Raw genomic sequence first — 18,977 nt, forward strand, 5'->3', positions numbered from 1 at the left:
ATTTGATACACAAATGTAAAGTGAGAATAGTTTATATTTGCTACCAGTTAACTATTGGTAATTAGTTACCTTAATGAAACTATTATGGCAAAAATTATTGAAAACGGCATAGAAAGAGAAGCAAGCTGCACAGAAGAACTGTTTGCAATGCGCGACAGCCTGGATGTTTTGGGTGGAAAATGGAAGCTGATGATTTTACGCTATCTGACGAACAGGACAGACCAGCAGATCCATTTTAAAAAACTGCAGCGGGGAATTGATGGAATTTCTGCCAAAATGCTCAGTAAAGAATTGAAAGAGCTGGAAATCAATCTTCTCATTACAAGAACAATCCAGGACACAAAACCCATTACAGTAGTGTATGCGATTACGGAATACGGAAAATCAGTTTTACCGGTCACCGAAACACTCGTGAATTGGGGGATTATTCACAGGGAAAAGATCAAAGAATCGATGAGTTAGTTGATTTAAAGATTAAGTATTTAAAAATTGAAAGATGATCCCACTACAGAAATATTCGGCAAATAAAGAAATCTGCTCAATCTGCGAGATAAAAAATATTAAACAAAAAAGTTTATTTATCACTATACCTTAAAGTAAAAACAATCTCAAAATAGTATTTGTTTCTGAGATTGCTTCGTCGCGTTGCTCCTCGCAATGACAATTTTAAGACTATTCCAAAAGCACAGCAATAATAGCGAGTATCGCGGGTAAAGCCTGCACAAAAAATATCTTCTTTGTTGCAGAAATAGCTCCATAAATTCCGGCTACAGCTACACATCCCAAAAAGAATAATGCTATATTATCCTGCCACTTCGGATCATCTATTAAAAATGACCAGATTAATCCTGCGGCAAGAAAACCGTTATACAGACCCTGATTGGCAGCCAATCCTTTCGTAGGCTTAAACATTTCTGCCGGTAATGCAGCTTTGAATACTTCTTTCCCTTTGGTTTCCCAGGCGAACATCTCCATCCACAGGATATAAATATGTTCCAGCGCAACGATGGCGATCAGAATTTTAGCAACAAGTTCCATGATTTTAATGTTTTTGACATTGTAAAACTAAAAAAATAAAGTTAAGTTTGGTCACTTAATTGCAAAGATGGACAGTTTCAAAGCACATTTAAACAAATTTATAAAGGTTACGGATGAAGAGTTTGCTTCCATATTTTCTTTTTTTAAGGAAGTGGAAGTGAAGAAAAAGCAGGACCTGATGCTTAATGGGGAGATCTGTAAATCGATGTATTTTGTGTCTGTAGGCTGCCTGAGGAAATTTTTTATCAATGAAAAAGGGGCGGAGCAAACCACTGAATTTGCCATAGAAAACTGGTGGATCACGGATACTTTCGCCTATGAAAGACAGATCAAATCAGATTTTTGTATCCAGGCGGTGGAGCGTTCTGCCATTCTTATGATAGACAAGCAGCAGCAGGAGCTTCTGCTGAAAAAACATCCCGTTATGGAACGCTACTTCAGAATGATCTATCAAAGAGCTTATGCAGCTTCGGAAAGACGGATCCGTTATTTGTATGAGATGTCCAGAGAAGAATTATATGTACATTTCAGTACGCTTTACCCTTGGTTTATCCAGAGAATTCCACAGTATTTAATAGCTTCTTTTTTAAACCTTACTCCGGAATACCTGAGCGAAATCAGAGCAAAATTACGTTCTTAAACCAGTTTAAGATTTTTACCGATTATAAGTCGGAGATTTGTCATGTTATTAAAAGCCAGTATCATGACAGACAAAAATATGAAGTTTCCACAGTTATTTTTAAGAATAGCTCTTGCTGTAACCATGCTTTCTGCCGTGGCGGACAGGTTCGGTTTCTGGGGCGTCAATTCTGCCTGGGGAAACTGGGCAAATTTTGAGGCATATACAAGAAAACTCACTTTTTTCCTTCCTGAATCTTTAAGTATTGTTTCGGCTTATGCTGCTACTTTTTTTGAAATTATTTTCCCTTTAATGCTTCTCGTGGGTTGGAAAATCAGGATTGCAGCCTATGGGGCGGGTTTCTTACTGCTGGTATTTGCACTGTCCATGACCATCGCACTGGGAGTTAAGGCACCGCTTGACTACTCTGTCTGGGTAGGAAGTGCCGGAGCATTTTTACTGGCGGTTCAGCCAAAATATTTTTTTAGTATAGATCGTTTAACCCATAAATAATAATAGTATGAGCGCAAGATTAAATATTGCCAACGTAGATTCAGCGGCTTACAAAGCTATGCTTGGACTGGAAGGATACCTTCAGACCATTTCACTCAACCACATCCAAAAGGAGTTAATTAAGATCAGGGCTTCACAGATCAACAAATGTGCTTTCTGCCTTGATATGCACACAAAAGATGCCCTTAAATATGGTGAAACAACTCAAAGAATTTTCATCCTTAACGGCTGGAGAGAAGCGAAAGATTTTTTCACAGAAGAAGAACAGGTTCTTTTGGCGATGACGGAGGAAATTACCCTGATCAGCGATAAAGGCCTTACAGAAGAAACATTTCAGAAGGCAAAACAGTACTTTGATGAGGCAGCCATTGCACAGATCATCATGGCTATTGTGACCATTAATGCATGGAACAGAATAGCGGTAAGTACACATCTGGAAGTTCCAAAATAATTTTTGGCAAAACTTATGATCAAAATAGCCTTTCAAAACTGAAAGGCTATTTTATTTTTATGGATCAGGATTCTAATAGACTGCAACAGGATTGATATTCACCTGTGTGGATCCCACATACAATGGCTGTCCCAGAACAAACAGAAACTCCCAGATCCTGTCTTTTACCAATGGACGGCTGTCAATCAGTTCAAGATTGTAAATTCCCTTTTTGGCCAGCATAAACTGATTGATGGGAAATTCTTCCTTGGATTTTGGATTGGGATAGACCTCTGATGCCCAGGTATCTCCTCCGAAAGCAACAATTCCCTGCTCAGCAAGCCATTGTGCAGCTTCCATACCAATTCCCGGTTCGGTTTCTAAAAACTTCTGGTTATCCTTTCCGATCAGTTCCAGCCATCCGGTATTGAACAGGACAATATCACCTTTTCTGAGGGTAATTCTCTGTTTCTTTAAAACGGCTTTAATATCTGATGTTGTAAATTCCGTACCACCAGGAACTACTGCTTTTCCATAGTGAGCGGTCATATCTAAAACCACACCCCGGGTAACAAAAGGAGGCACTTTTTCAATACCAAGCTTCTTTACTCCTTCTACAGTTACAAAATCAATGGCTTTATTTCCGTTGTAATATGTATTATCAATTCCGATGTGGCCGATGCCGTTCAGCTGAGTTCCCACTCCGGTCCATCCATTCACAAGCTCATCATTGAACGTGAATTTATTCGGTCCAAGGCTCTTTCCGCCCTGTTCACCAGGCTGGATATTGTATAAATTAAAACTTCTGTGTCTGAAAGCCGGAAGATTTTTATCAATAGCTACAGCCAAAGGAAGTGTTTTACCCTGTTTTACTAATCCTACGGCTTGTTTTACAACTTCCGGGGTCAGCAGATTGGCAGCTCCTATTTCGTCATGTGCCCCATAAACAGAAGGGTACCATGATGTATCGTCAGGATTGATGCTTTGTTTTTGCGCTTTTAAAGCGATGCTGGTAATGGTCAATAGAGTAACCAATCCGAACATTTTGATCAGATTCTTTTTCATTTTTTATCAGGTATGGGGTGAAAGAAAGAAAAGCAGCAAACTGTTTCATCTGAAAGAGTTCACTTGCTGTATCAGATTAAATTTCGCTCAATGCTGTATTGATGAAATTCAATTCGTCCTGAGAGAGCTCAATGGACATGGCCTGGGCATTTTCGATAGCCTGCTGGGCATTTCTGGCTCCTGCCAATACAACGGTAATTGCCGGCTGCATGGTAGTCCAGCGTAATACCAGCTGTGAAAGGGAGGCGTTTTTTTCCTTAGCAATAGGTTCTATTTTTTCCAGGAAAGTTTTCACTTTATTTAAATCAAACTGTGAAAAATAGCCGTTTCTATGGTCGTTATCCTTCAATTTATTTTCTTTGAAATATTTTCCGGTCAAAAGACCTCTTTCCATCGGGCTGTAAACAATAATTCCTGAATTATTTTCTAAAGAATAAGGGACCAGATCGCCTTCAATAGCTCTGTTCAGCATGCTGTAAGAAACCTGATTGCTCGCCAGATGAAGGGTTCTGTTAGCTTCCTGCATTTGTGAAACGGTATAATTGCTGACTCCTGCTGCAAGAATTTTCCCCTGTTGGATAAGAAGTTCCATAGCTTCCATTGTTTCGCAGATCGGGGTGGTGCTGTCCGGCCAGTGAAGCTGTAAAAGGTCGATATAATCTGTTCCCAGTCTTTTTAAACTTTCTTCTACTTCTTTTATTACATTGGCTTTTGAAGCATATTTATATACCGGGAAGGTTTTTCCTTCATCCTCAGCATCAAAGAAAAATTCTCCTTTTCCGTTGTTGCTCCCGTCCCATACCAGCCCGAATTTGGTCAGCAGCTGGATTTTTGTACGGTCTTTTCCTTTAATAGCTTCTCCGATCATCTCTTCGCTGAGTCCGAATCCATAGAAGGGTGCCGTGTCAATAGAAGTTACGCCGTGATCCAGAGAGGCATGAATTGAATTGATGGAATCCTGTTTTTCATTTCCGCCCCACATATTTCCCCCGATGGCAAATGCTCCGTGAGTAATAGCAGACAGTTCCAGTTCTGTATTTCCTAATTTTCTGTATTCCATTTTTTGTTTTTGGATAAGTTTATTTAAAAATTTAACCACAAAAGGCAAAAGCTTTATTCTTTTGTGGTTAATGAATTGATTATTTACTAAGTTCTTTTAAAATAGCTTCACCTACGCTTTTTGCAGACTGTGGATTTTGTCCGGTAATCACTCTCTGGTCCGTTACTACATGGTTCTGCCAAAGCCCTGATTTTTCAAATTTTGCCCCTCTTTCTTTCAGTTTTTCCTCCAGAAGGAAAGGAACTACATTGGTAAGCTTCACTTCAGCCTCTTCTTCATTGGTAAAGGCATTGATTTTTTTGCCGTCTACAAGGTATTTTCCATTGTTCAATTTAATGTTCACAAGACCGGCCGGACCGTGGCATACTGCCGATACAATGCCGCCATTCTCATAAATTTTTGAAGCAATACCTGCCAATTCTGTATTATCTGCGAAATCCCACATGGCGCCATGACCTCCTGCGTAGAAAATTGCGCTGTAATTGTCTGGATTTACCTGAGAAGGCTGTAAAGAATGATCGATTTTGTTTTTGTATTCTGTATTTTCCCAGAATTCTTTGTTTACGGGATCTTTTAAATCAAATCCGTCTACCGGAGGAGTTCCGCCTTTTGGGCTTACAAAATCAATTTCATATCCTGCTTTGTGAAGCACTTCCCATGGATGGGAAACTTCGCCAAGATAATATCCGGTGTCTTCGCCGGTGCTTCCTTTTTTGTCATGACTTGTTACGACAAACAAAATTTTCTTTTTCATAAGTTTAGATTTTTGGTGTTGTGCCTGTATAAACCCCACAGTAAGTAAGGCTAAAAATAAAAATGCTAATTTTTTCATATTAAAGGATATGGGTGGTATAAATTTGCGGTTGTTCCTGTAGTTTCTCGTCAATAATAGCTCCAAAAGCCTGAATATAAGGCTGCTGGTTATGCTGTGCCAGCCCTTCTTCGCTTTTCCAGATCTCATAGAAAATAAACTGGTTTTTATCTTCAATTCCCTGGTGAAGGCTGTAAAGTTCACAGGCTTCTTCTTTTCTTGTTTCCTGAACCATATTCTGAAGGGTTTCCAGTACTTCCGCCTGATATTCTTGTTTGGCTTTGATAACTGCCGTAAGATAAATTTTCATATTAAATAAAATTTTCGATGGATTGATATTGGGGATTCCAGCCCAGTTCTGCTTTGGCCTTATCCGAATTACACAAACTGTTTGAAGCAAATCCAAAATACCCTCCCGCAGGGCCAAATGTATTGACTGCCTCCTGTATGCTGACAGACTGTGCCGGTTGTAAATTGTATTGTCTGCTTATATTTTCTGCCAGATTTCTGATCGTGGAAGAACCGTTTTCTGCATAATAAAGAGAACCTGCTTTTGCCTTTTCCAATGCAAGTACATACAGATCTGCAAGGTCCTCGATATGAAGGTTCGACCAGATATTTTCGCCTTTCCCAAAGTAAGCTCCAAATCCTTTGCCTTTAGAAAAATTGATCAGAGCCGGAAGCTGAATGCTGTCTTTTTTTAAACCCAGTCCCTCGCCATAAACCATGGTAGGTACAATGACGATGCTTCTTATATTTTTCTTGGCAGATTGAAGTATGTACTGATTAATCAGCACTCTTGATGCCATTTCAAGCCTGGGATTCAGGGGAATATCTTCTGTGTAAACAAAATCATTTTTTTCTCCGTTCTCTTTTCCTCCGAAAATAGCTGAACCTGAAGTAAAAATAAAGGTTTTACCGGTTCCTTCCAGCGCATTGATGAAACTGTCTGCTGCATAGGCATCATCCGCAGAATCTGCAGTATGGATAATGGCATCAGCATTGGAAATGGCAGCATTCAAAACAGCTTCGTCATGTATATTGCCTATAATGGATTCAATTCCTGCCTGCTTTAATTTTTCTGCTGCCTCTGCATTGCGGACAAGCCCTGTAAAACTGTAGTTTCGTTCTGCCAGCTTTCTGGCTACGGAACCCCCGATATAACCGGTGATTCCAGTTATTAATATCTTTTTCATTAGGCTAATTGTGGTTTAAGTTCTTTTTCAAAAACCTGCTCAATGTGGTCTCTGTAAAGTTTCATATCACGTTCTATATTGGCATTTTTCTCTACGTCGTGGAAGTGAAAGCTTCCCATTTTTTCCAAAGAAACAAAAGCATTCATTTTATGGAATCCAAATAGTGGTCCATTATCTACACTGGTCTCATTGAAGAATTCTCCGGGAAGTGTAAAGGCAGTTTCAGGCGCATTCCAGCTGGTGGTTACCATATATTTTCTTCCGCCCAGCATTCCTCCGGTCCCATAGTTGATTTCCGGGTTTTCAGCTTTTCTTCCGTCGCTCATGTAAATTCCTTTGGTATGGCCGGCTGTGAAAACTTCATCAATATATTTCTTGAATCCGTTGGGAAGCTGGAACCACCAGATCGGAGTGTGGTAGATGATAAAATCTGCCCAGACAAATTTCTTTACTTCTTCATCCTTATCGAAACCATTTGCAATTTGGGTGGTTTTTACTTCTATATTTTCAAATTTCTTAAGTACTGCAAGTGTATTTTCGGCAATCGTGTCATTATATTTTCCTCCGGAATGTCCGAAATTTTGTCCTGCGTTAATGATCAATACTTTTTTCATTTTATGATTGTTTAAATTTTATGATGCAAAGTTACATTCAGGTGTTGTATAATAAAAATAGTATAAATTATAAGTAACTATTAGAATAATGATAGTTGGATGTCTCATTCATGGTTAAATATCATATAGCCGGTTGATCCTGTTGTCAGACTTCTCCTGTAATTTTGTTATGAAATAGAATGAATATGATACGGATTGCCATTTTTAGTGATGTACATGGAAACCTTCCCTCATTGGATGCTGTGCTCGGGGATATGGAGAAAAGAGGAATTACGCAGAAATTCTGCCTGGGTGATCTGGTTGATTTTGCCCCCTGGGGAAATGAAGTGATTGAAAAGATCAGATATCTGAACATTCCCTGCCTTATGGGAAATCATGACGAAAGAATTGCTTTTGATATCCCTGTTGTCCCTTTACCTAAACATTCACCGGAAGAAACAGAAGCCAGATTTATAGCTATTGGTCATTCCAAAAAGCATATTACAGACAAGAATAAAACGTTTTTATCAGAATTACCTTTTCACATACAATTAAACTATAAAGTAGGAAAGCGGCACTGGAATATTCAATTGGTACATTCAGGTCTCTTGAATAATGATACTTACCTGTATGAATCTGAGAATAATAAGGTTTTTATAGATATGCTGGAAGAATCCCAGTCTGATATAGTTGTAATGGGACATACCCATTTATCATTTAAAAAATATTTTGAAACTAAAGGATGGGCTGTTAACTGTGGATCTGTAGGCCGTTCCAAAGAAGAAAACCGTCTGGCATCCTACCTGATTCTGACGATGGAAGAAGATTGTATGCTGCCGGAGATTATTCAAATTCCTTATCCTATTGAAGAAACTGCCCTTGCTATCGAAGAAAGCGGGATTCCCGATTATTATGCTTCCTTTCTGAAGAATGAAAAAACATCAGTATTATAATTATTTTGTAATTTTGTATCAGAATATTTATAATTAAAGTTATGGTCAATTTAGAATGGTACCGCACTTTTAAAGCGATATACAAAACCGGAACCCTCACAGGAGCAGCAGATTCCCTGTTCATTTCACAACCTGGCGTGAGTCTCCATTTAAGCTCATTGGAAGCGTATGTAGGATATAAATTATTCGACAGAACCGGAAGGAAAATGATCCCTACCGAAAGAGGAAAAGTATTATTCAATGCTGTTTCTGAACCGATTTCCAGGCTGGAAGATGTAGAGAAAAACTTTCAGAAATCCACTGAAAAACTGACTCCTACCATCAGTGTGGGAATGTGTTTTGAGACCTTCCAGACTACACTGGAGCAGTATGTTTCTACTTTACCTTTCAATCTGATCATCAGCTTTGGAGAATATCCCGAAATGCTGGATCAGCTGGATAAAGGGATTCTGGATCTGATTATTACACCCAAAAAAGGAGTTTCACCTAATATCGAACATGAGGCATTTTCTTCCGAGCAGATCATTCTTGTAGGCGGAAAAGACATAGATACGGAAAGCTTCCGGAAAACACTCGATACCAAAGGAATAGAACACGCCGAAGAATGGCTGAAACAGGAAAAATGGTACGGAACGACAGGTGATATGGAGCATCTTTTCCAGTTCTGGATCATGAATTTCGGCCATAAACCGAATTTCCGCCCCAATTATATAGTCCCGAATTTAAATTCCATTATCCGCTGTCTGAAAGGTGGGACCGGGCTGGCTGTTATCCCCAATTTTCTGTGTAAAAATGAAATAGAGAACGGGGATGTCAAAATGATCTGGGAAGGTGAGAAAAAACTGGAAAATACGCTCTATTTCGGCTGCAGAAAAAAAACAAATTACCAGTCTGAAATCGATCATATCAAAGGGCTATTCAGAAAGGTCATGGGCAAGAACAACCATGTCGCGCATCTGTAATCCGTTTTCATAAATAGGGAATGGGTAATGGTCTGTAAAGAAATCTTTACGTATTCCCTTTTTTATAAAGCCGTTCTTTTCGTAAAATTTAATCTGTTGGAAACCTGTATCTGAAGTCCCTACAGTTAAAATTGCATAGCTATTTTCTTTGGCTATTTCTTTCGCTTTATTAATAAGAATACTGCCAATTCCCTGGCTTCGGTAGCTTTCAATAACTGCTATGTTTTTGATTTCCAATTCTGTACTGCTGTTTGGATGCAGCGCCATTACAGCAATATTCTGAAAGCCGTCATTTAAAACATAAACGATACAATCAAAAATATACTGGTTAATGGCTTCAATAGTTTCATCAGCAAGTAACAGTAATTCATACGGAATATTCGTTCCCGGTTCTAACTTATTAAAAACGAGATTTTTCATTACAGACTCATATGAATAAGTGGATAATCTTTTCCTGAGCCATCCTTCTCCGATCTTCCAATTCTTTTGAAACCCATTTTTTCATAAAATCCAATAGCTTTAGGATTCTGTTCGTTGACATCCACTTTGGTCAGGCCTGTAGTCTCCTTCATAAATTCGTAAAGTTTTTTGCCATATCCTTTTCCCCGTACATCATCATGAATAAAAAGCATTTCCAGATTATCCTCAACTACAGAGGCAAAACCTTTTGCTTCACCATCTTCCGAAATCAGATAAACATCAAGATGCGGGAGGTAGTCTCTTGGAATAGCTTCTTTAAAATAATTAAAATCTTCGTCAGTAAGGAAATCATGGGTTGCTTTTACAGCAGATTCCCAGATTTCCATAATTCTTGGATAATCTTCAGCTGTAGCCAGCCTGATTTGATGGGACATTGTTATGAATTTCCTGCAAAAATAGGGAAATTAGGTTAGAAGTTAGAAGTTAGAAGTTAGAAGTTAGAAAGAGTTGTGAAATGGAGAAATATTATCAACAGCCTCTAATTAGTTTAAAAACAGTAAAAATGGTAAGCAGGATTCCAATTTTTTATTGCAAATTTGTTAGGCTTTACATTAATATCAAAAATTAAATTAAAGAAATTATGCAAAAGAAAACATATGCAGGGCAGCCTGTAGTGACCTTAAATAACGGAGTGGATATTCCGGCTTTGGGCTTTGGAGTATGGCAGATGGAAAATCTGGATGAATGTGAAAAAGCTGTGGTAAAAGCCATTCATACGGGATACAGAATGATTGATACAGCAGCTATTTACCAGAACGAAACAGCAGTGGGCCAGGCGGTGAAAGACAGCGTTGTGAACAGAGATGAGCTGTTTATTACTTCAAAAGTCTGGGTTCAGGATCATGGTTATGAAAAGGCAAAGAAAGCCTTTCAAAGAACTTTGGACAGGCTGCAGATGGATTATCTGGATATGTACCTGATCCACTGGCCATATGGAGATTTCCTGGGAACCTGGAAAGCTTTGGAGGAATTATATGCAGAAGGAAAGATCAAGGCTATCGGCGTATGTAACTTTACGGTAGAGAAGTTAGAAGAATTGAAAGCCAATTCAACGGTTCATCCTGTAATCAATCAGATTGAGCTTCATCCGGTTTTTCAGCAAAAGGAGCTTCAGGTATATGACAGAGAAAATAATATCGTAACGCAGCCATGGAGCCCTCTTGGAAACGGAAATGCAGATCTTTTAAACAACTCCCAGCTAAAAGCGGTTGCTGAAAAATACAATAAAACTGTAGCTCAAGTGATCCTGAGATGGCACCTTCAGGAAGGCTTTGTTGTCATTCCGAAATCTGTAACGCCTTCAAGAATTGAAGAAAATTTCAATGTTTTTGATTTTGAACTGACTGAAGAGGAAATGAATATTGTCCGTTCTTTAGATACAGGCAAAAGACTGTTCTTTGATCCTAAAGACCCTGAATGGGAAGAAAAGATGTTGAAATCCGTAGCGGATATTTAATATAATATTACCCCATTTTCTCCCGCAGATCAAACGGAACACAGATTTAATACAACAATCTGCTGAATCAGTTTAATCTGCGGGTGTTTTTTTTTAATTAGATAAAATCATGACTGCAGCACAATTCATAGAAAAACTGTCCACTTTCAGAAATGAGAAAGAAATAGACAAGGTTGAAAAATTTTTTAAAGGAAATGATGGTAGTACAAAGCATTTTGGAGTTAAGTTCGGAGATGTTTTCAAAACGGCAGAAGAATTTTCTGCTTTGCCGCTGAAAGAAATTAATAAGCTTCTCGATAATGATTTCTACGAAGTAAGAATGGGTGCAGTGAGTATTATGAGTTTTCAGGCGGGGAATAAAAAAACATCGGAAGAAAAGAAAAAAGAACTATTTGATCTGTACTTACAGCGTCACGACCGTTTAAACAATTGGGATTTTGTAGACCGTGGAGCCAGGAATATTATCGGAAACTATCTGATTGATAAGTCAAGAAATATTTTGTACCAGCTGGCTGAATCTGAAAACCCTTGGGAAAGAAGGACGGCCGTTGTCAGTACGCATGCTTTTATCAGAAAAAATGATGTTGAAGATACCTTTAAGATTGCAGAAATCCTTATTCATGACCCTCATGAGCTGGTAAATAAAGCAGTTGGAAGCTGGATCAGGGAAGCCGGAAAGAAAAATCCCAAAAGACTGTATGATTTTCTTGATCAGTATGCGAAAGCAATGCCTGCTGCTACTTTTTCTTATGCTATAGAAAAACTCGATCCTGAAATGAAAGAGCAATATAAGGAACTGCGTAAGGAGAAGTAAAAGATTCATCTGTAGGTGTTTGTGAGCAATATCATGCTTTATAAACTTAACATATCATCAGGTTTTTGTAAATTTTACATAAAAATAATTCTTATGTTTTGGCCGGATACACTCAATAAAATTTTTGATGTAAAATATCCTGTAATTCAGGCTCCGATGTTTGGGGTAAGTACTCCGCAGATGACTGCTGCAGCTTCAAAAGCCGGATGTCTGGGATCGCTTGCATTAGCAGATCTTTCTGCAGCTCAATCTGCTGAGCTCATCAGAGAGACCAAAAAACGGACAGATCAGCTGTTTGCTGTCAATATTTTTGTCCACCATATCCCTGAGCTGACAGATTCTTTGAAAGAAAAATTTGTTAAAACCAAACAGTTTATTACCCAGCTTGCAAAAGAAAATAATATAGAAGTTCAGCTTCCTGATCCTGAAGAGATCAAAGTGAATGGCTATCTTGAGCAGATAGATGCTATTATTGAAGAAGGCTGTAAGATTCTGAGTTTTACTTTCGGAAATCTGGATGGTAAAAGCATTCAGAAGCTAAAAGAACATGGAATAACCCTTATAGGAACCTGTACTTCTGTAGAAGAAGCTTTAGTCCTGGAGAAATCTGGAATTGATATCATTTGCGTGCAGGGAATTGAAGCCGGAGGTCACAGAGGATCTTTTGATGCTGATATTATTCCTGAAATTGGAGGAATGTCTTTATTTTCTAACGTATATAATCATGTGAAAGTTCCGCTCATTTATGCAGGCGGTATTTATAATGGAAAAACTTTAAAGGCAGCAAAAGAACTTGGAGCACAGGGGTTCCAGGTTGGAAGCATCTTGCTGGCATCAGAGGAAAGTGCTTTGCAGCCGTTTGAAAAAGGAAGACTGAAAAATGTAACAGAAAAGGACATTGTCCTGACAAAAAGCTTTTCGGGCCGGTATGCGAGAGGAATTAAAAATAAATACATCGAAACTCTTGAAAACTCAGCCTACATTCTGCCTTATCCCTATCAGAATAAGCTGACGAATGAGTTGCGCAGGGTTTCAAAAACATTGAATAATCCTGATTTTGTAGGCATCTGGGCTGGACAATCAATTCACGATTACAGTGAACTTTCTACTGAGGATATATTGGAAAAGCTTATTCATCAGGCTGAAATTATTTCCTGAAATTATTTACATATTTAAACACTGTAAATAATGAAGGAATACCCTGAATTGTTTTAAAAAAACCACCTTTAGGAATGTTCCAAAGATGGTTTTTGTATTTCTGATCAATAATAAGAGGTGATAGAGGCAAAAATAACCCTATATTCTGCTAAAATGTTAATATTCTGCTGAAGCGGTAAGAATCTGTCCAATATCTATGCTTTTTTTTACCAAAACTCCATTTACATAAATCTCAACATTCAAAGTGGAAGTGTCATTAAGACCTATTGCCTTTGCTTTAATTTTTGTAGGGAGGCTAACGTTACCAGGTGCCGGGGCTATTGTCTTATACTCAAATTCTGAACTCGTCCATGAAGTACTGTTAATTCCTGTAACTGAAATAGGCTCGACGCCATTAGGGTTAGGATTCTGATAAATAATATTAGTGATAACAGAACCAGGAGATGCTTCTACTTTGTAATACCATTTAAAATTAAATTCTTTAAGCTCTGGGTCATCATCTTGATGACATGAAGAAAGGACTGAAAATAACCCCATTATTATAAAAAAAATAATTCCTTTGCTCTGTCTTTGTGTGTTGTTTGTCATTTATATTTTCTTTGCATAATTGTGATGCAAGAATACTTGTTTTAGACAAAACAGTAATAAAAATGAAGTGTTACATAGATATGACATCTACTTAGTAATATAATAATGTTCTGTAATTATTTTATTTTGAGGATGATATAAAATAAGTAGATTGTTTCCAAAGATAGGGAATACTAATAAAAATTAAAATAAAAAAAACGTTCTTCAAATAAAGAACGTTTTTAATTGATGTGGAAAATATTATTTTGTAAGATCTAATCCTCCGAAGTTGCCGGAGCTCATCATCAGGAAAACACCGTCAGTTTTATCCAGTGTTTCCCAATAGGCATGCAGTTCTTCGGCATTGGTAAATACCTTCAGGGCATCATTTTTGAATTTTTCTTTAATGAATTCCGGGGAAATAGGTTCCATTCTTTTGATCTTTAATGCATCTTCAGAATAGAAGACTATGGCTTTATCCAAGCCGTCCATAGCATGATCATATTGTTCAAGGAATAACGGATTTAAGCTTGAATAGGTGTGAAGCTCCAGGAATCCGTATTTTTTTTCTTTTTTAAACTGCTCACAGAAAGCTTTTACCGCAGCTTTTACTTTGCTTGGCGCATGGGCAAAATCTTTGTATAGAACTCCCTGATCTTCTCTTTCTACTTTTTCGAGACGTTTTGAAGCTCCTTTAAAACTCATAATGGCTTCGTAGAAATCTTCATCCATAATACCCAGCTGACGGCAGATATGCCTTGCCCCTTCCATGTTCAGCAAATTGTGAGCGCCGAAAACGGAAAGAGGAACGTCTCCCATTTCAGTTTTTAGATACACTTTTCCATTGCTGATCTCATATTCAGGAGTTTTGTAAGGGATTTTTCTGAAGTAGTTTTCGGCTGCTTCCACTACTTTTACCACTTCTGCATCTTCTTCATTGTAGACCAGAACACCGCCGGGAGTAATGCTGGCAACGAATTTTCTGAACTGCTCTATATAATCGTCAAACGTTTTGAATACATTGATGTGATCCCAAGCAATGCCGCTCATTAAAGCAATATTCGGCTGGTAGAGAAGAAACTTTGAACGGAGATCAATAGGAGAGGAAAGGTATTCATCACCTTCCAGCACCATAAAATCATTCTCCTGTGTTAGCTTTACCATACAGTCAAAACCTTCCAGCTGTGCACCCACCATAAAATCTACATCTTTCCGGTGAAAGTTCAGCACATGAAGAATCATGGAAGTAATGGTTGTTTTACCGTGTGATCCGGCAATGACCACTCTTGTCTTATTTTTTGATTGTTCGTAAAGGAATTCAGGATATGAATAAATTTTTAAACCCAGCTCTTTTGCCTTTGCCAGCTCAGGGTTATCCTGATGCGCATGCATTCCAAGGATAACTGCATCAATATCCGCAGTGATCTTTTCCGGGAACCAGCCCATTTCCTGTGACAGAATTCCTTTCTTTTCCAGTCTGGATCTTGAAGGCTCAAAAATAGCATCATCCGAACCTGTTACCTGATATCCTTTGTCTTTTAATGCAATAGCAAGATTATGCATGGCGCTTCCGCCGATAGCAATGAAGTGGGTTTTCAACTTTATTTATTGTTTTTTTTAACATTATTATTAATGACCTCCTGGAAAGCATTCAGAATATTGTCCCAGTTTGTCGTAAAGTTCGGCATCATCATGCTGGCGTCAGACTTGCTGCCTTCATTTGGTCCTTTCTTTACATTGATGGAAGTGGTCACATGATCATACAGCTTTTTGTGGTCTTCCTGTATCCTTCTGAAATTGTTCTGGGAAAGAGTATGGTCCAGTTTCTTTAAATCTTCATCAGAAATTTTAAAGTCCTGTTTGTATTTTTTTCCCGACTCCTCTAGAGAGTAATGTGCATTATTACCTTTGATGAGTAAATTCTCGTACCTGGGAGCATAGCCTCCGCTTCTGGAATAGCTTATATCAAAATCTGAATATACTTTCTGACTGTTACACGAAACTAATACCAAGACCGTGAATAAGATCCCTAATATTTTGTTCATAATTTTCTACTTACTTTAATTATTTGAATCCTTTTGTTCTAATTTTTTAGCTTTAAGTTCTTCATCATAATTGTGTAGTACATTGAAATCTTCTGTCTGCTCAATAGCAGTCATGATCTTCAATAAAATTTCAGGCGCCTTTTCGTTGTCATAATCTATATCCAGAGGTGCTTTAAACTCCATGGTAGGTTTTACGCCCGTAACCTTTACCCGGAGGCCTTTCTTGTCAAATGCCCTTCTGAACCCGTTGATCTTGATAGGAATCACAATCGGGCGCTGATTTTTGACCAGTTTGGCTGTACCTCTTCGTCCCTGAGCAAAAGCAGATGTAGTACCTTGAGGGAAAGTAGCTACCCAGCCGTTGTCCAGAGCTTTCATAATATTGTCAACTTCCGTGAGATCTACCATTCTGTTGACTGTTTTACCCTCCGCTCTCCAGGTTCTTTTTACCGTTACGGCTCCTGCAATTTTGAAAATTTTAGGAAGAATCCCTTTATTCATGGTTTCTTCTGCTGCTACATAGTAAAAATCGATCTTTGGGTTCAGCAGGTAGATGGGGTTTTTAATGGTGTCCAGATATCCGTTGTTCACAGCGCAGAATGCATGATACATGGCAGCTACATCTGCAAAATAAGTTTGATGGTTAGACACAAAAAGCACGTTGGAATCGGGAAGATCCACAAGGTGTTCCGTACCGGTTATCTTCAATTTATTAAAGCCGTTGAACCTTCTGTAGGATACAACTCCTAAAATAAAAATGATAAACCTTTTTAAAAAATAAGGTGTTCCGAATGCATCGGTGAAAATATTTTTCTTCGCCATCTCTTAATTAAACACGGTAGTGCAAAGTTACATTTTTTTCAACAACTGGCTAAACTCGCTCAATATCATTGCTGTAGCGCCCCAGATGATATATCCGTTGAAATTAATAACCGGCACTTCATGTCCGGCAGCACTTGGCAGGGCCATAATTTCAGGATTATCCGGCAGGCTGAGAAAAGAAGTGATAGGGAATTCTATAGTTTCTACCGCTTCACTCTGCTGAAGAACGAAAAGCGGGTTCTTTTTAGTATATGAAATGTAGGGATAAACATAAAAATTACTCGGTGGTATATAGATAGGAGACATCTCCCTGATTACCCTTATATAGTGCTTGTCTATACCAATCTCTTCCGAAGTTTCACGTACTGCGGTTTCAGCAAAATCCCTATCCATTTCCTCACGCTTGCCGCCGGGTAAAGAGATCTGTCCGCTGTGTCTGTCGTGCTCGTTAATGGTTCTTTGGATCAGCGGGAAATACCATTCATTATCTTTTAAGTAAAGTACAATATTAACAGCTGCAAATTTTGGATTTTTTGCCAACACTTCATCATACGTAAATACAGGACGGGAAGGGGGTGAAAATACTCCATGGGCATTTATTCCCGGGAGCTCTACATTTGTAATTTTCCTCAATAAATCTTTTCCAAAACTTTCCATACCTCAAATTTAGTAATATATAGTGAAGAAAAGAATAGGCATTAACATTAATTAACCATTGAAAAGGATTAAAAGATTTAATAATTCAGGAATTTTAAAATTAAGGGACTGATAGAATAAGTGTTTTTGTTATTCTGTATAATTAGAGTTATTTTATGTATTTATTTGAAAATCAATGTTGTAGTATACCGTATTTTTACGTAACTGAAACACGTTACACAGAGAAAACGGTAAACAGTTACATCGGGAACGGTAAACCGTGATTTTGAAAATTTACACTTTAGCAGTGGTTTTTCATTTTGGTTTAGCATATACCTTTGTCATACTATTAACCAATTAATTTTTATCAAAATGAAAAACTTTATTACCGGTGTTTTTACACTAATGGCCATGAGTTTCAACTTCGCACAATCAAACATTGATGTAACTGCCCAGATTGGAAACTTGAATACTGCTACTGTTGATCAGACAGGGCTTTTCAATATCAACTCTCTTGCACAGGATGGAAACCGGAATACGGCAGACATAGATCAGGTGGGTGTTCTGAACATCAATACTGCTGAAAGTATCGGGAACAGAAACTCAATCGACGTAGACCAAACAGGTCTTGGCAATACCAATGAAGTAAGCCAAATGGGAAACAGAAACTCTGCAGCTACCTGGCAGCTTGGTGCATTTAACTCTACAGAACAGACTCAGATCGGAAGAAGAAATGAAACATCTTCTACACAGCTGGGGTTAGGAAATGCTGTCGTACAATATCAGGATGGAAGAAGAAATGATGCATCTGCTATTCAGTTAGGTAATGGCAATGATGCTTACCAAATTCAGCTTGGAAGAAGAAATGACGCAAGTGGTCTTCAGGTAGGTAATGCTAACCTTTTAGTACAATATCAGGACGGAAATGATAACAGTGCCACAAACGATCAGGTAGGTAACAATAATATTGCTGCTGCAGTTCAGATTGGGGATGATAATATGTCCGTGGGAGTACAGGTTGGAAACAGCAACCAATTATATCAACTTCAGTTAGGGGATTCCAATACCGCAATCGATGTTCAGATGGGTAACAGTAACTTTAGCTGGGTAGCCCAAAGCGGAGATTCTCACATTCATGTAGGAACCCAGCTGGGCAACGGAAATTCAATGGTTATTAACCAATCCAATTAATATGTATTGTAATCTAAAATAAAAGGAGGGGCCGCAGTTCTCTCCTTTTTTAAGCTTTTCATGATAAACATACCCGCAAACCGTTATTTTATATTTCTACCTGCTGGGTGTGTTTTTCCGGATACTCTATTCATATACCTTTATTAAAATTAATACCATGCTTAAACTGGGATGGGGTGCCTTTACACTTTTTGCGGTACTGTACATACAGGCACAGCAAGTAGACTGGGATAAACTCAACAGCAATACGGTTCTTTATCTTATCGCAAGACAGCAGACAGAGCAGCAGGGACTTTACGGTTCCAGTATTATCCAGATAGGAGATTACAACAATGCGGAATTTTCTCTTAATGCCAGAACATATGTTGCCGTATGGCAGATGGGGGATTTCAATACACTCTATTTTATCAATTCTTTTACAGATAAAGAGACCAAAACAGCAGTTACCACTCAGGGAAATAACAATATCATCGATATTACAGGAAGTAACACTGTTTCAGACGGAATGCAGATCAATGTAAAAGGTGACAACAAAACCATTTTCATGAGAAATTATTAAAACACAAGT

25 protein-coding genes are annotated in these 18,977 nt (G+C 38.2%); 11 read left to right on the forward strand and 14 right to left on the reverse strand.

Annotated features, from left to right (window positions below; all coding sequences use genetic code 11):
* Nucleotides 1-84: 84 nt before the first annotated feature.
* Nucleotides 85-462, forward strand: a complete 378-nt coding sequence (locus LC418_RS06355; protein ID WP_223558480.1) for a winged helix-turn-helix transcriptional regulator — start codon at nucleotides 85-87, stop codon at nucleotides 460-462.
* A 210-nt stretch (nucleotides 463-672) separates the two neighbouring features.
* On the opposite strand, the gene LC418_RS06360 is transcribed toward LC418_RS06355, so the two are convergent.
* The gene (locus tag LC418_RS06360; RefSeq protein WP_223558481.1) at nucleotides 673-1,038 is read right to left on the reverse strand and encodes a DUF1304 domain-containing protein; all 366 of its coding nucleotides are present in this window, start codon (nucleotides 1,036-1,038) and stop codon (nucleotides 673-675) included.
* A gap of 67 nt (nucleotides 1,039-1,105) precedes the next feature.
* Between LC418_RS06360 and LC418_RS06365 the strand changes: the two genes are divergently transcribed.
* The 3 genes from LC418_RS06365 to LC418_RS06375 all read left to right on the forward strand — a co-directional run bounded on the left by LC418_RS06365 (nucleotide 1,106) and on the right by LC418_RS06375 (nucleotide 2,621).
* Complete coding sequence (locus tag LC418_RS06365) at nucleotides 1,106-1,678, forward strand: Crp/Fnr family transcriptional regulator (RefSeq protein WP_223558482.1); 573 nt, start codon at nucleotides 1,106-1,108, stop codon at nucleotides 1,676-1,678.
* Nucleotides 1,679-1,741: 63 nt separating this feature from the next.
* On the forward strand, nucleotides 1,742-2,170 hold the full coding sequence (locus tag LC418_RS06370) for a DoxX family membrane protein (RefSeq protein WP_223558483.1): 429 nt from the start codon (nucleotides 1,742-1,744) through the stop codon (nucleotides 2,168-2,170).
* Nucleotides 2,171-2,177: 7 nt separating this feature from the next.
* On the forward strand, nucleotides 2,178-2,621 hold the full coding sequence (locus tag LC418_RS06375; protein ID WP_111955738.1) for a carboxymuconolactone decarboxylase family protein: 444 nt from the start codon (nucleotides 2,178-2,180) through the stop codon (nucleotides 2,619-2,621).
* A gap of 72 nt (nucleotides 2,622-2,693) precedes the next feature.
* Here LC418_RS06375 and LC418_RS06380 read toward each other — a convergent pair whose 3' ends face one another.
* From LC418_RS06380 to LC418_RS06405, 6 genes are all read right to left on the reverse strand, one after another.
* Nucleotides 2,694-3,665 (reverse strand): cyclase family protein, encoded by a 972-nt coding sequence (locus LC418_RS06380; RefSeq protein ID WP_223558484.1) that lies wholly within the window; start codon nucleotides 3,663-3,665, stop codon nucleotides 2,694-2,696.
* 76 nt (nucleotides 3,666-3,741) lie between these two features.
* Nucleotides 3,742-4,725, reverse strand: coding sequence for an aldo/keto reductase (locus LC418_RS06385; RefSeq protein ID WP_223558485.1), 984 nt, complete (start codon nucleotides 4,723-4,725; stop codon nucleotides 3,742-3,744).
* Between the two features lie 79 nt (nucleotides 4,726-4,804).
* Nucleotides 4,805-5,479 (reverse strand): type 1 glutamine amidotransferase domain-containing protein, encoded by a 675-nt coding sequence (locus tag LC418_RS06390; protein ID WP_223558486.1) that lies wholly within the window; start codon nucleotides 5,477-5,479, stop codon nucleotides 4,805-4,807.
* Nucleotides 5,480-5,558: 79 nt separating this feature from the next.
* Nucleotides 5,559-5,846 (reverse strand): putative quinol monooxygenase, encoded by a 288-nt coding sequence (locus LC418_RS06395; protein ID WP_223558487.1) that lies wholly within the window; start codon nucleotides 5,844-5,846, stop codon nucleotides 5,559-5,561.
* A 1-nt stretch (nucleotide 5,847) separates the two neighbouring features.
* Nucleotides 5,848-6,732, reverse strand: a complete 885-nt coding sequence (locus LC418_RS06400; protein ID WP_223558488.1) for an NAD-dependent epimerase/dehydratase family protein — start codon at nucleotides 6,730-6,732, stop codon at nucleotides 5,848-5,850.
* Nucleotides 6,732-7,346, reverse strand: a complete 615-nt coding sequence (locus tag LC418_RS06405; protein WP_223558489.1) for an NAD(P)H-dependent oxidoreductase — start codon at nucleotides 7,344-7,346, stop codon at nucleotides 6,732-6,734. Before LC418_RS06405 ends, LC418_RS06400 begins: the two co-directional genes overlap by 1 nt.
* 179 nt (nucleotides 7,347-7,525) lie before the next feature.
* On the opposite strand from LC418_RS06405, the gene LC418_RS06410 reads away from it, so the two are divergent.
* A complete protein-coding gene (locus LC418_RS06410; RefSeq protein ID WP_223558490.1) occupies nucleotides 7,526-8,278 on the forward strand; it encodes a metallophosphoesterase family protein in 753 nt (250 codons plus the stop codon).
* Nucleotides 8,279-8,319: 41 nt separating this feature from the next.
* On the forward strand, nucleotides 8,320-9,240 hold the full coding sequence (locus tag LC418_RS06415) for a LysR family transcriptional regulator (protein ID WP_111955750.1): 921 nt from the start codon (nucleotides 8,320-8,322) through the stop codon (nucleotides 9,238-9,240).
* Here LC418_RS06415 and LC418_RS06420 read toward each other — a convergent pair.
* Both LC418_RS06420 and LC418_RS06425 read right to left on the reverse strand, forming a co-directional pair.
* Nucleotides 9,193-9,660: a GNAT family N-acetyltransferase gene (locus tag LC418_RS06420; protein ID WP_223558491.1), complete on the reverse strand. Its 468-nt coding sequence runs from the start codon at nucleotides 9,658-9,660 to the stop codon at nucleotides 9,193-9,195. The genes LC418_RS06415 and LC418_RS06420 overlap by 48 nt on opposite strands.
* Entirely contained in the window at nucleotides 9,660-10,094 is a 435-nt protein-coding gene (locus LC418_RS06425; protein WP_223558492.1) for a GNAT family N-acetyltransferase, read from the reverse strand. Before LC418_RS06425 ends, LC418_RS06420 begins: the two co-directional genes overlap by 1 nt.
* Nucleotides 10,095-10,300: 206 nt before the next feature.
* Between LC418_RS06425 and LC418_RS06430 the strand changes: the two genes are divergently transcribed.
* From LC418_RS06430 to LC418_RS06440, 3 genes are all read left to right on the forward strand, one after another.
* Complete coding sequence (locus tag LC418_RS06430) at nucleotides 10,301-11,176, forward strand: aldo/keto reductase (protein ID WP_223558493.1); 876 nt, start codon at nucleotides 10,301-10,303, stop codon at nucleotides 11,174-11,176.
* A gap of 109 nt (nucleotides 11,177-11,285) precedes the next feature.
* Nucleotides 11,286-11,990 carry a DNA alkylation repair protein gene (locus LC418_RS06435; protein ID WP_223558494.1) on the forward strand — a complete coding sequence of 235 codons (705 nt, stop codon included), beginning with the start codon at nucleotides 11,286-11,288 and terminating at the stop codon, nucleotides 11,988-11,990.
* A 93-nt stretch (nucleotides 11,991-12,083) separates the two neighbouring features.
* On the forward strand, nucleotides 12,084-13,148 hold the full coding sequence (locus LC418_RS06440; RefSeq protein WP_223558495.1) for an NAD(P)H-dependent flavin oxidoreductase: 1,065 nt from the start codon (nucleotides 12,084-12,086) through the stop codon (nucleotides 13,146-13,148).
* Nucleotides 13,149-13,304: 156 nt separating this feature from the next.
* Here the strand turns inward: LC418_RS06440 and LC418_RS06445 are convergent, their stop codons facing one another.
* From LC418_RS06445 to LC418_RS06465, 5 genes are all read right to left on the reverse strand, one after another.
* Nucleotides 13,305-13,685, reverse strand: a complete 381-nt coding sequence (locus tag LC418_RS06445) for a hypothetical protein (RefSeq protein ID WP_223558496.1) — start codon at nucleotides 13,683-13,685, stop codon at nucleotides 13,305-13,307.
* Between the two features lie 291 nt (nucleotides 13,686-13,976).
* On the reverse strand, nucleotides 13,977-15,314 hold the full coding sequence (locus tag LC418_RS06450; RefSeq protein ID WP_223558497.1) for a UDP-N-acetylmuramate--L-alanine ligase: 1,338 nt from the start codon (nucleotides 15,312-15,314) through the stop codon (nucleotides 13,977-13,979).
* A gap of 2 nt (nucleotides 15,315-15,316) precedes the next feature.
* Nucleotides 15,317-15,760: a hypothetical protein gene (locus LC418_RS06455; protein ID WP_111955766.1), complete on the reverse strand. Its 444-nt coding sequence runs from the start codon at nucleotides 15,758-15,760 to the stop codon at nucleotides 15,317-15,319.
* Nucleotides 15,761-15,775: 15 nt separating this feature from the next.
* Nucleotides 15,776-16,582, reverse strand: a complete 807-nt coding sequence (locus tag LC418_RS06460; protein ID WP_111955768.1) for a lysophospholipid acyltransferase family protein — start codon at nucleotides 16,580-16,582, stop codon at nucleotides 15,776-15,778.
* A gap of 27 nt (nucleotides 16,583-16,609) precedes the next feature.
* A complete protein-coding gene (locus LC418_RS06465) occupies nucleotides 16,610-17,239 on the reverse strand; it encodes an NUDIX hydrolase (RefSeq protein ID WP_111955770.1) in 630 nt (209 codons plus the stop codon).
* Between the two features lie 351 nt (nucleotides 17,240-17,590).
* On the opposite strand from LC418_RS06465, the gene LC418_RS06470 reads away from it, so the two are divergent.
* Together LC418_RS06470 and LC418_RS06475 are read left to right on the forward strand one after the other, a co-directional pair.
* Nucleotides 17,591-18,409, forward strand: coding sequence for a hypothetical protein (locus LC418_RS06470; protein ID WP_223558498.1), 819 nt, complete (start codon nucleotides 17,591-17,593; stop codon nucleotides 18,407-18,409).
* A gap of 157 nt (nucleotides 18,410-18,566) precedes the next feature.
* Entirely contained in the window at nucleotides 18,567-18,968 is a 402-nt protein-coding gene (locus LC418_RS06475) for a hypothetical protein (protein ID WP_223558499.1), read from the forward strand.
* The last annotated feature ends 9 nt before the right edge of the window (nucleotides 18,969-18,977 follow it).

The sequence above is a fragment of the Chryseobacterium lathyri genome (assembly GCF_019970085.1).
Lineage (GTDB): Bacteria > Bacteroidota > Bacteroidia > Flavobacteriales > Weeksellaceae > Chryseobacterium > Chryseobacterium lathyri.

Coding starts and splice junctions, on each gene's coding strand:
- LC418_RS06410 (WP_223558490.1), top strand. CDS start 7,526: ATGAATATGATACGGATTGCCATTTTTAGTGATGTACATGGAAACCTT.
- LC418_RS06365 (WP_223558482.1), top strand. CDS start 1,106: ATGGACAGTTTCAAAGCACATTTAAACAAATTTATAAAGGTTACGGAT.
- LC418_RS06385 (WP_223558485.1), bottom strand. CDS start 4,725: ATGGAATACAGAAAATTAGGAAATACAGAACTGGAACTGTCTGCTATT.
- LC418_RS06425 (WP_223558492.1), bottom strand. CDS start 10,094: ATGTCCCATCAAATCAGGCTGGCTACAGCTGAAGATTATCCAAGAATT.
- LC418_RS06430 (WP_223558493.1), top strand. CDS start 10,301: ATGCAAAAGAAAACATATGCAGGGCAGCCTGTAGTGACCTTAAATAAC.
- LC418_RS06390 (WP_223558486.1), bottom strand. CDS start 5,479: ATGAAAAAGAAAATTTTGTTTGTCGTAACAAGTCATGACAAAAAAGGA.
- LC418_RS06475 (WP_223558499.1), top strand. CDS start 18,567: ATGCTTAAACTGGGATGGGGTGCCTTTACACTTTTTGCGGTACTGTAC.
- LC418_RS06460 (WP_111955768.1), bottom strand. CDS start 16,582: ATGGCGAAGAAAAATATTTTCACCGATGCATTCGGAACACCTTATTTT.
- LC418_RS06420 (WP_223558491.1), bottom strand. CDS start 9,660: ATGAAAAATCTCGTTTTTAATAAGTTAGAACCGGGAACGAATATTCCG.
- LC418_RS06360 (WP_223558481.1), bottom strand. CDS start 1,038: ATGGAACTTGTTGCTAAAATTCTGATCGCCATCGTTGCGCTGGAACAT.
- LC418_RS06455 (WP_111955766.1), bottom strand. CDS start 15,760: ATGAACAAAATATTAGGGATCTTATTCACGGTCTTGGTATTAGTTTCG.
- LC418_RS06400 (WP_223558488.1), bottom strand. CDS start 6,732: ATGAAAAAGATATTAATAACTGGAATCACCGGTTATATCGGGGGTTCC.
- LC418_RS06395 (WP_223558487.1), bottom strand. CDS start 5,846: ATGAAAATTTATCTTACGGCAGTTATCAAAGCCAAACAAGAATATCAG.
- LC418_RS06370 (WP_223558483.1), top strand. CDS start 1,742: ATGACAGACAAAAATATGAAGTTTCCACAGTTATTTTTAAGAATAGCT.
- LC418_RS06405 (WP_223558489.1), bottom strand. CDS start 7,346: ATGAAAAAAGTATTGATCATTAACGCAGGACAAAATTTCGGACATTCC.
- LC418_RS06465 (WP_111955770.1), bottom strand. CDS start 17,239: ATGGAAAGTTTTGGAAAAGATTTATTGAGGAAAATTACAAATGTAGAG.
- LC418_RS06355 (WP_223558480.1), top strand. CDS start 85: ATGGCAAAAATTATTGAAAACGGCATAGAAAGAGAAGCAAGCTGCACA.
- LC418_RS06380 (WP_223558484.1), bottom strand. CDS start 3,665: ATGAAAAAGAATCTGATCAAAATGTTCGGATTGGTTACTCTATTGACC.
- LC418_RS06445 (WP_223558496.1), bottom strand. CDS start 13,685: ATGGGGTTATTTTCAGTCCTTTCTTCATGTCATCAAGATGATGACCCA.
- LC418_RS06375 (WP_111955738.1), top strand. CDS start 2,178: ATGAGCGCAAGATTAAATATTGCCAACGTAGATTCAGCGGCTTACAAA.
- LC418_RS06470 (WP_223558498.1), top strand. CDS start 17,591: ATGAAAAACTTTATTACCGGTGTTTTTACACTAATGGCCATGAGTTTC.
- LC418_RS06415 (WP_111955750.1), top strand. CDS start 8,320: ATGGTCAATTTAGAATGGTACCGCACTTTTAAAGCGATATACAAAACC.
- LC418_RS06440 (WP_223558495.1), top strand. CDS start 12,084: ATGTTTTGGCCGGATACACTCAATAAAATTTTTGATGTAAAATATCCT.
- LC418_RS06435 (WP_223558494.1), top strand. CDS start 11,286: ATGACTGCAGCACAATTCATAGAAAAACTGTCCACTTTCAGAAATGAG.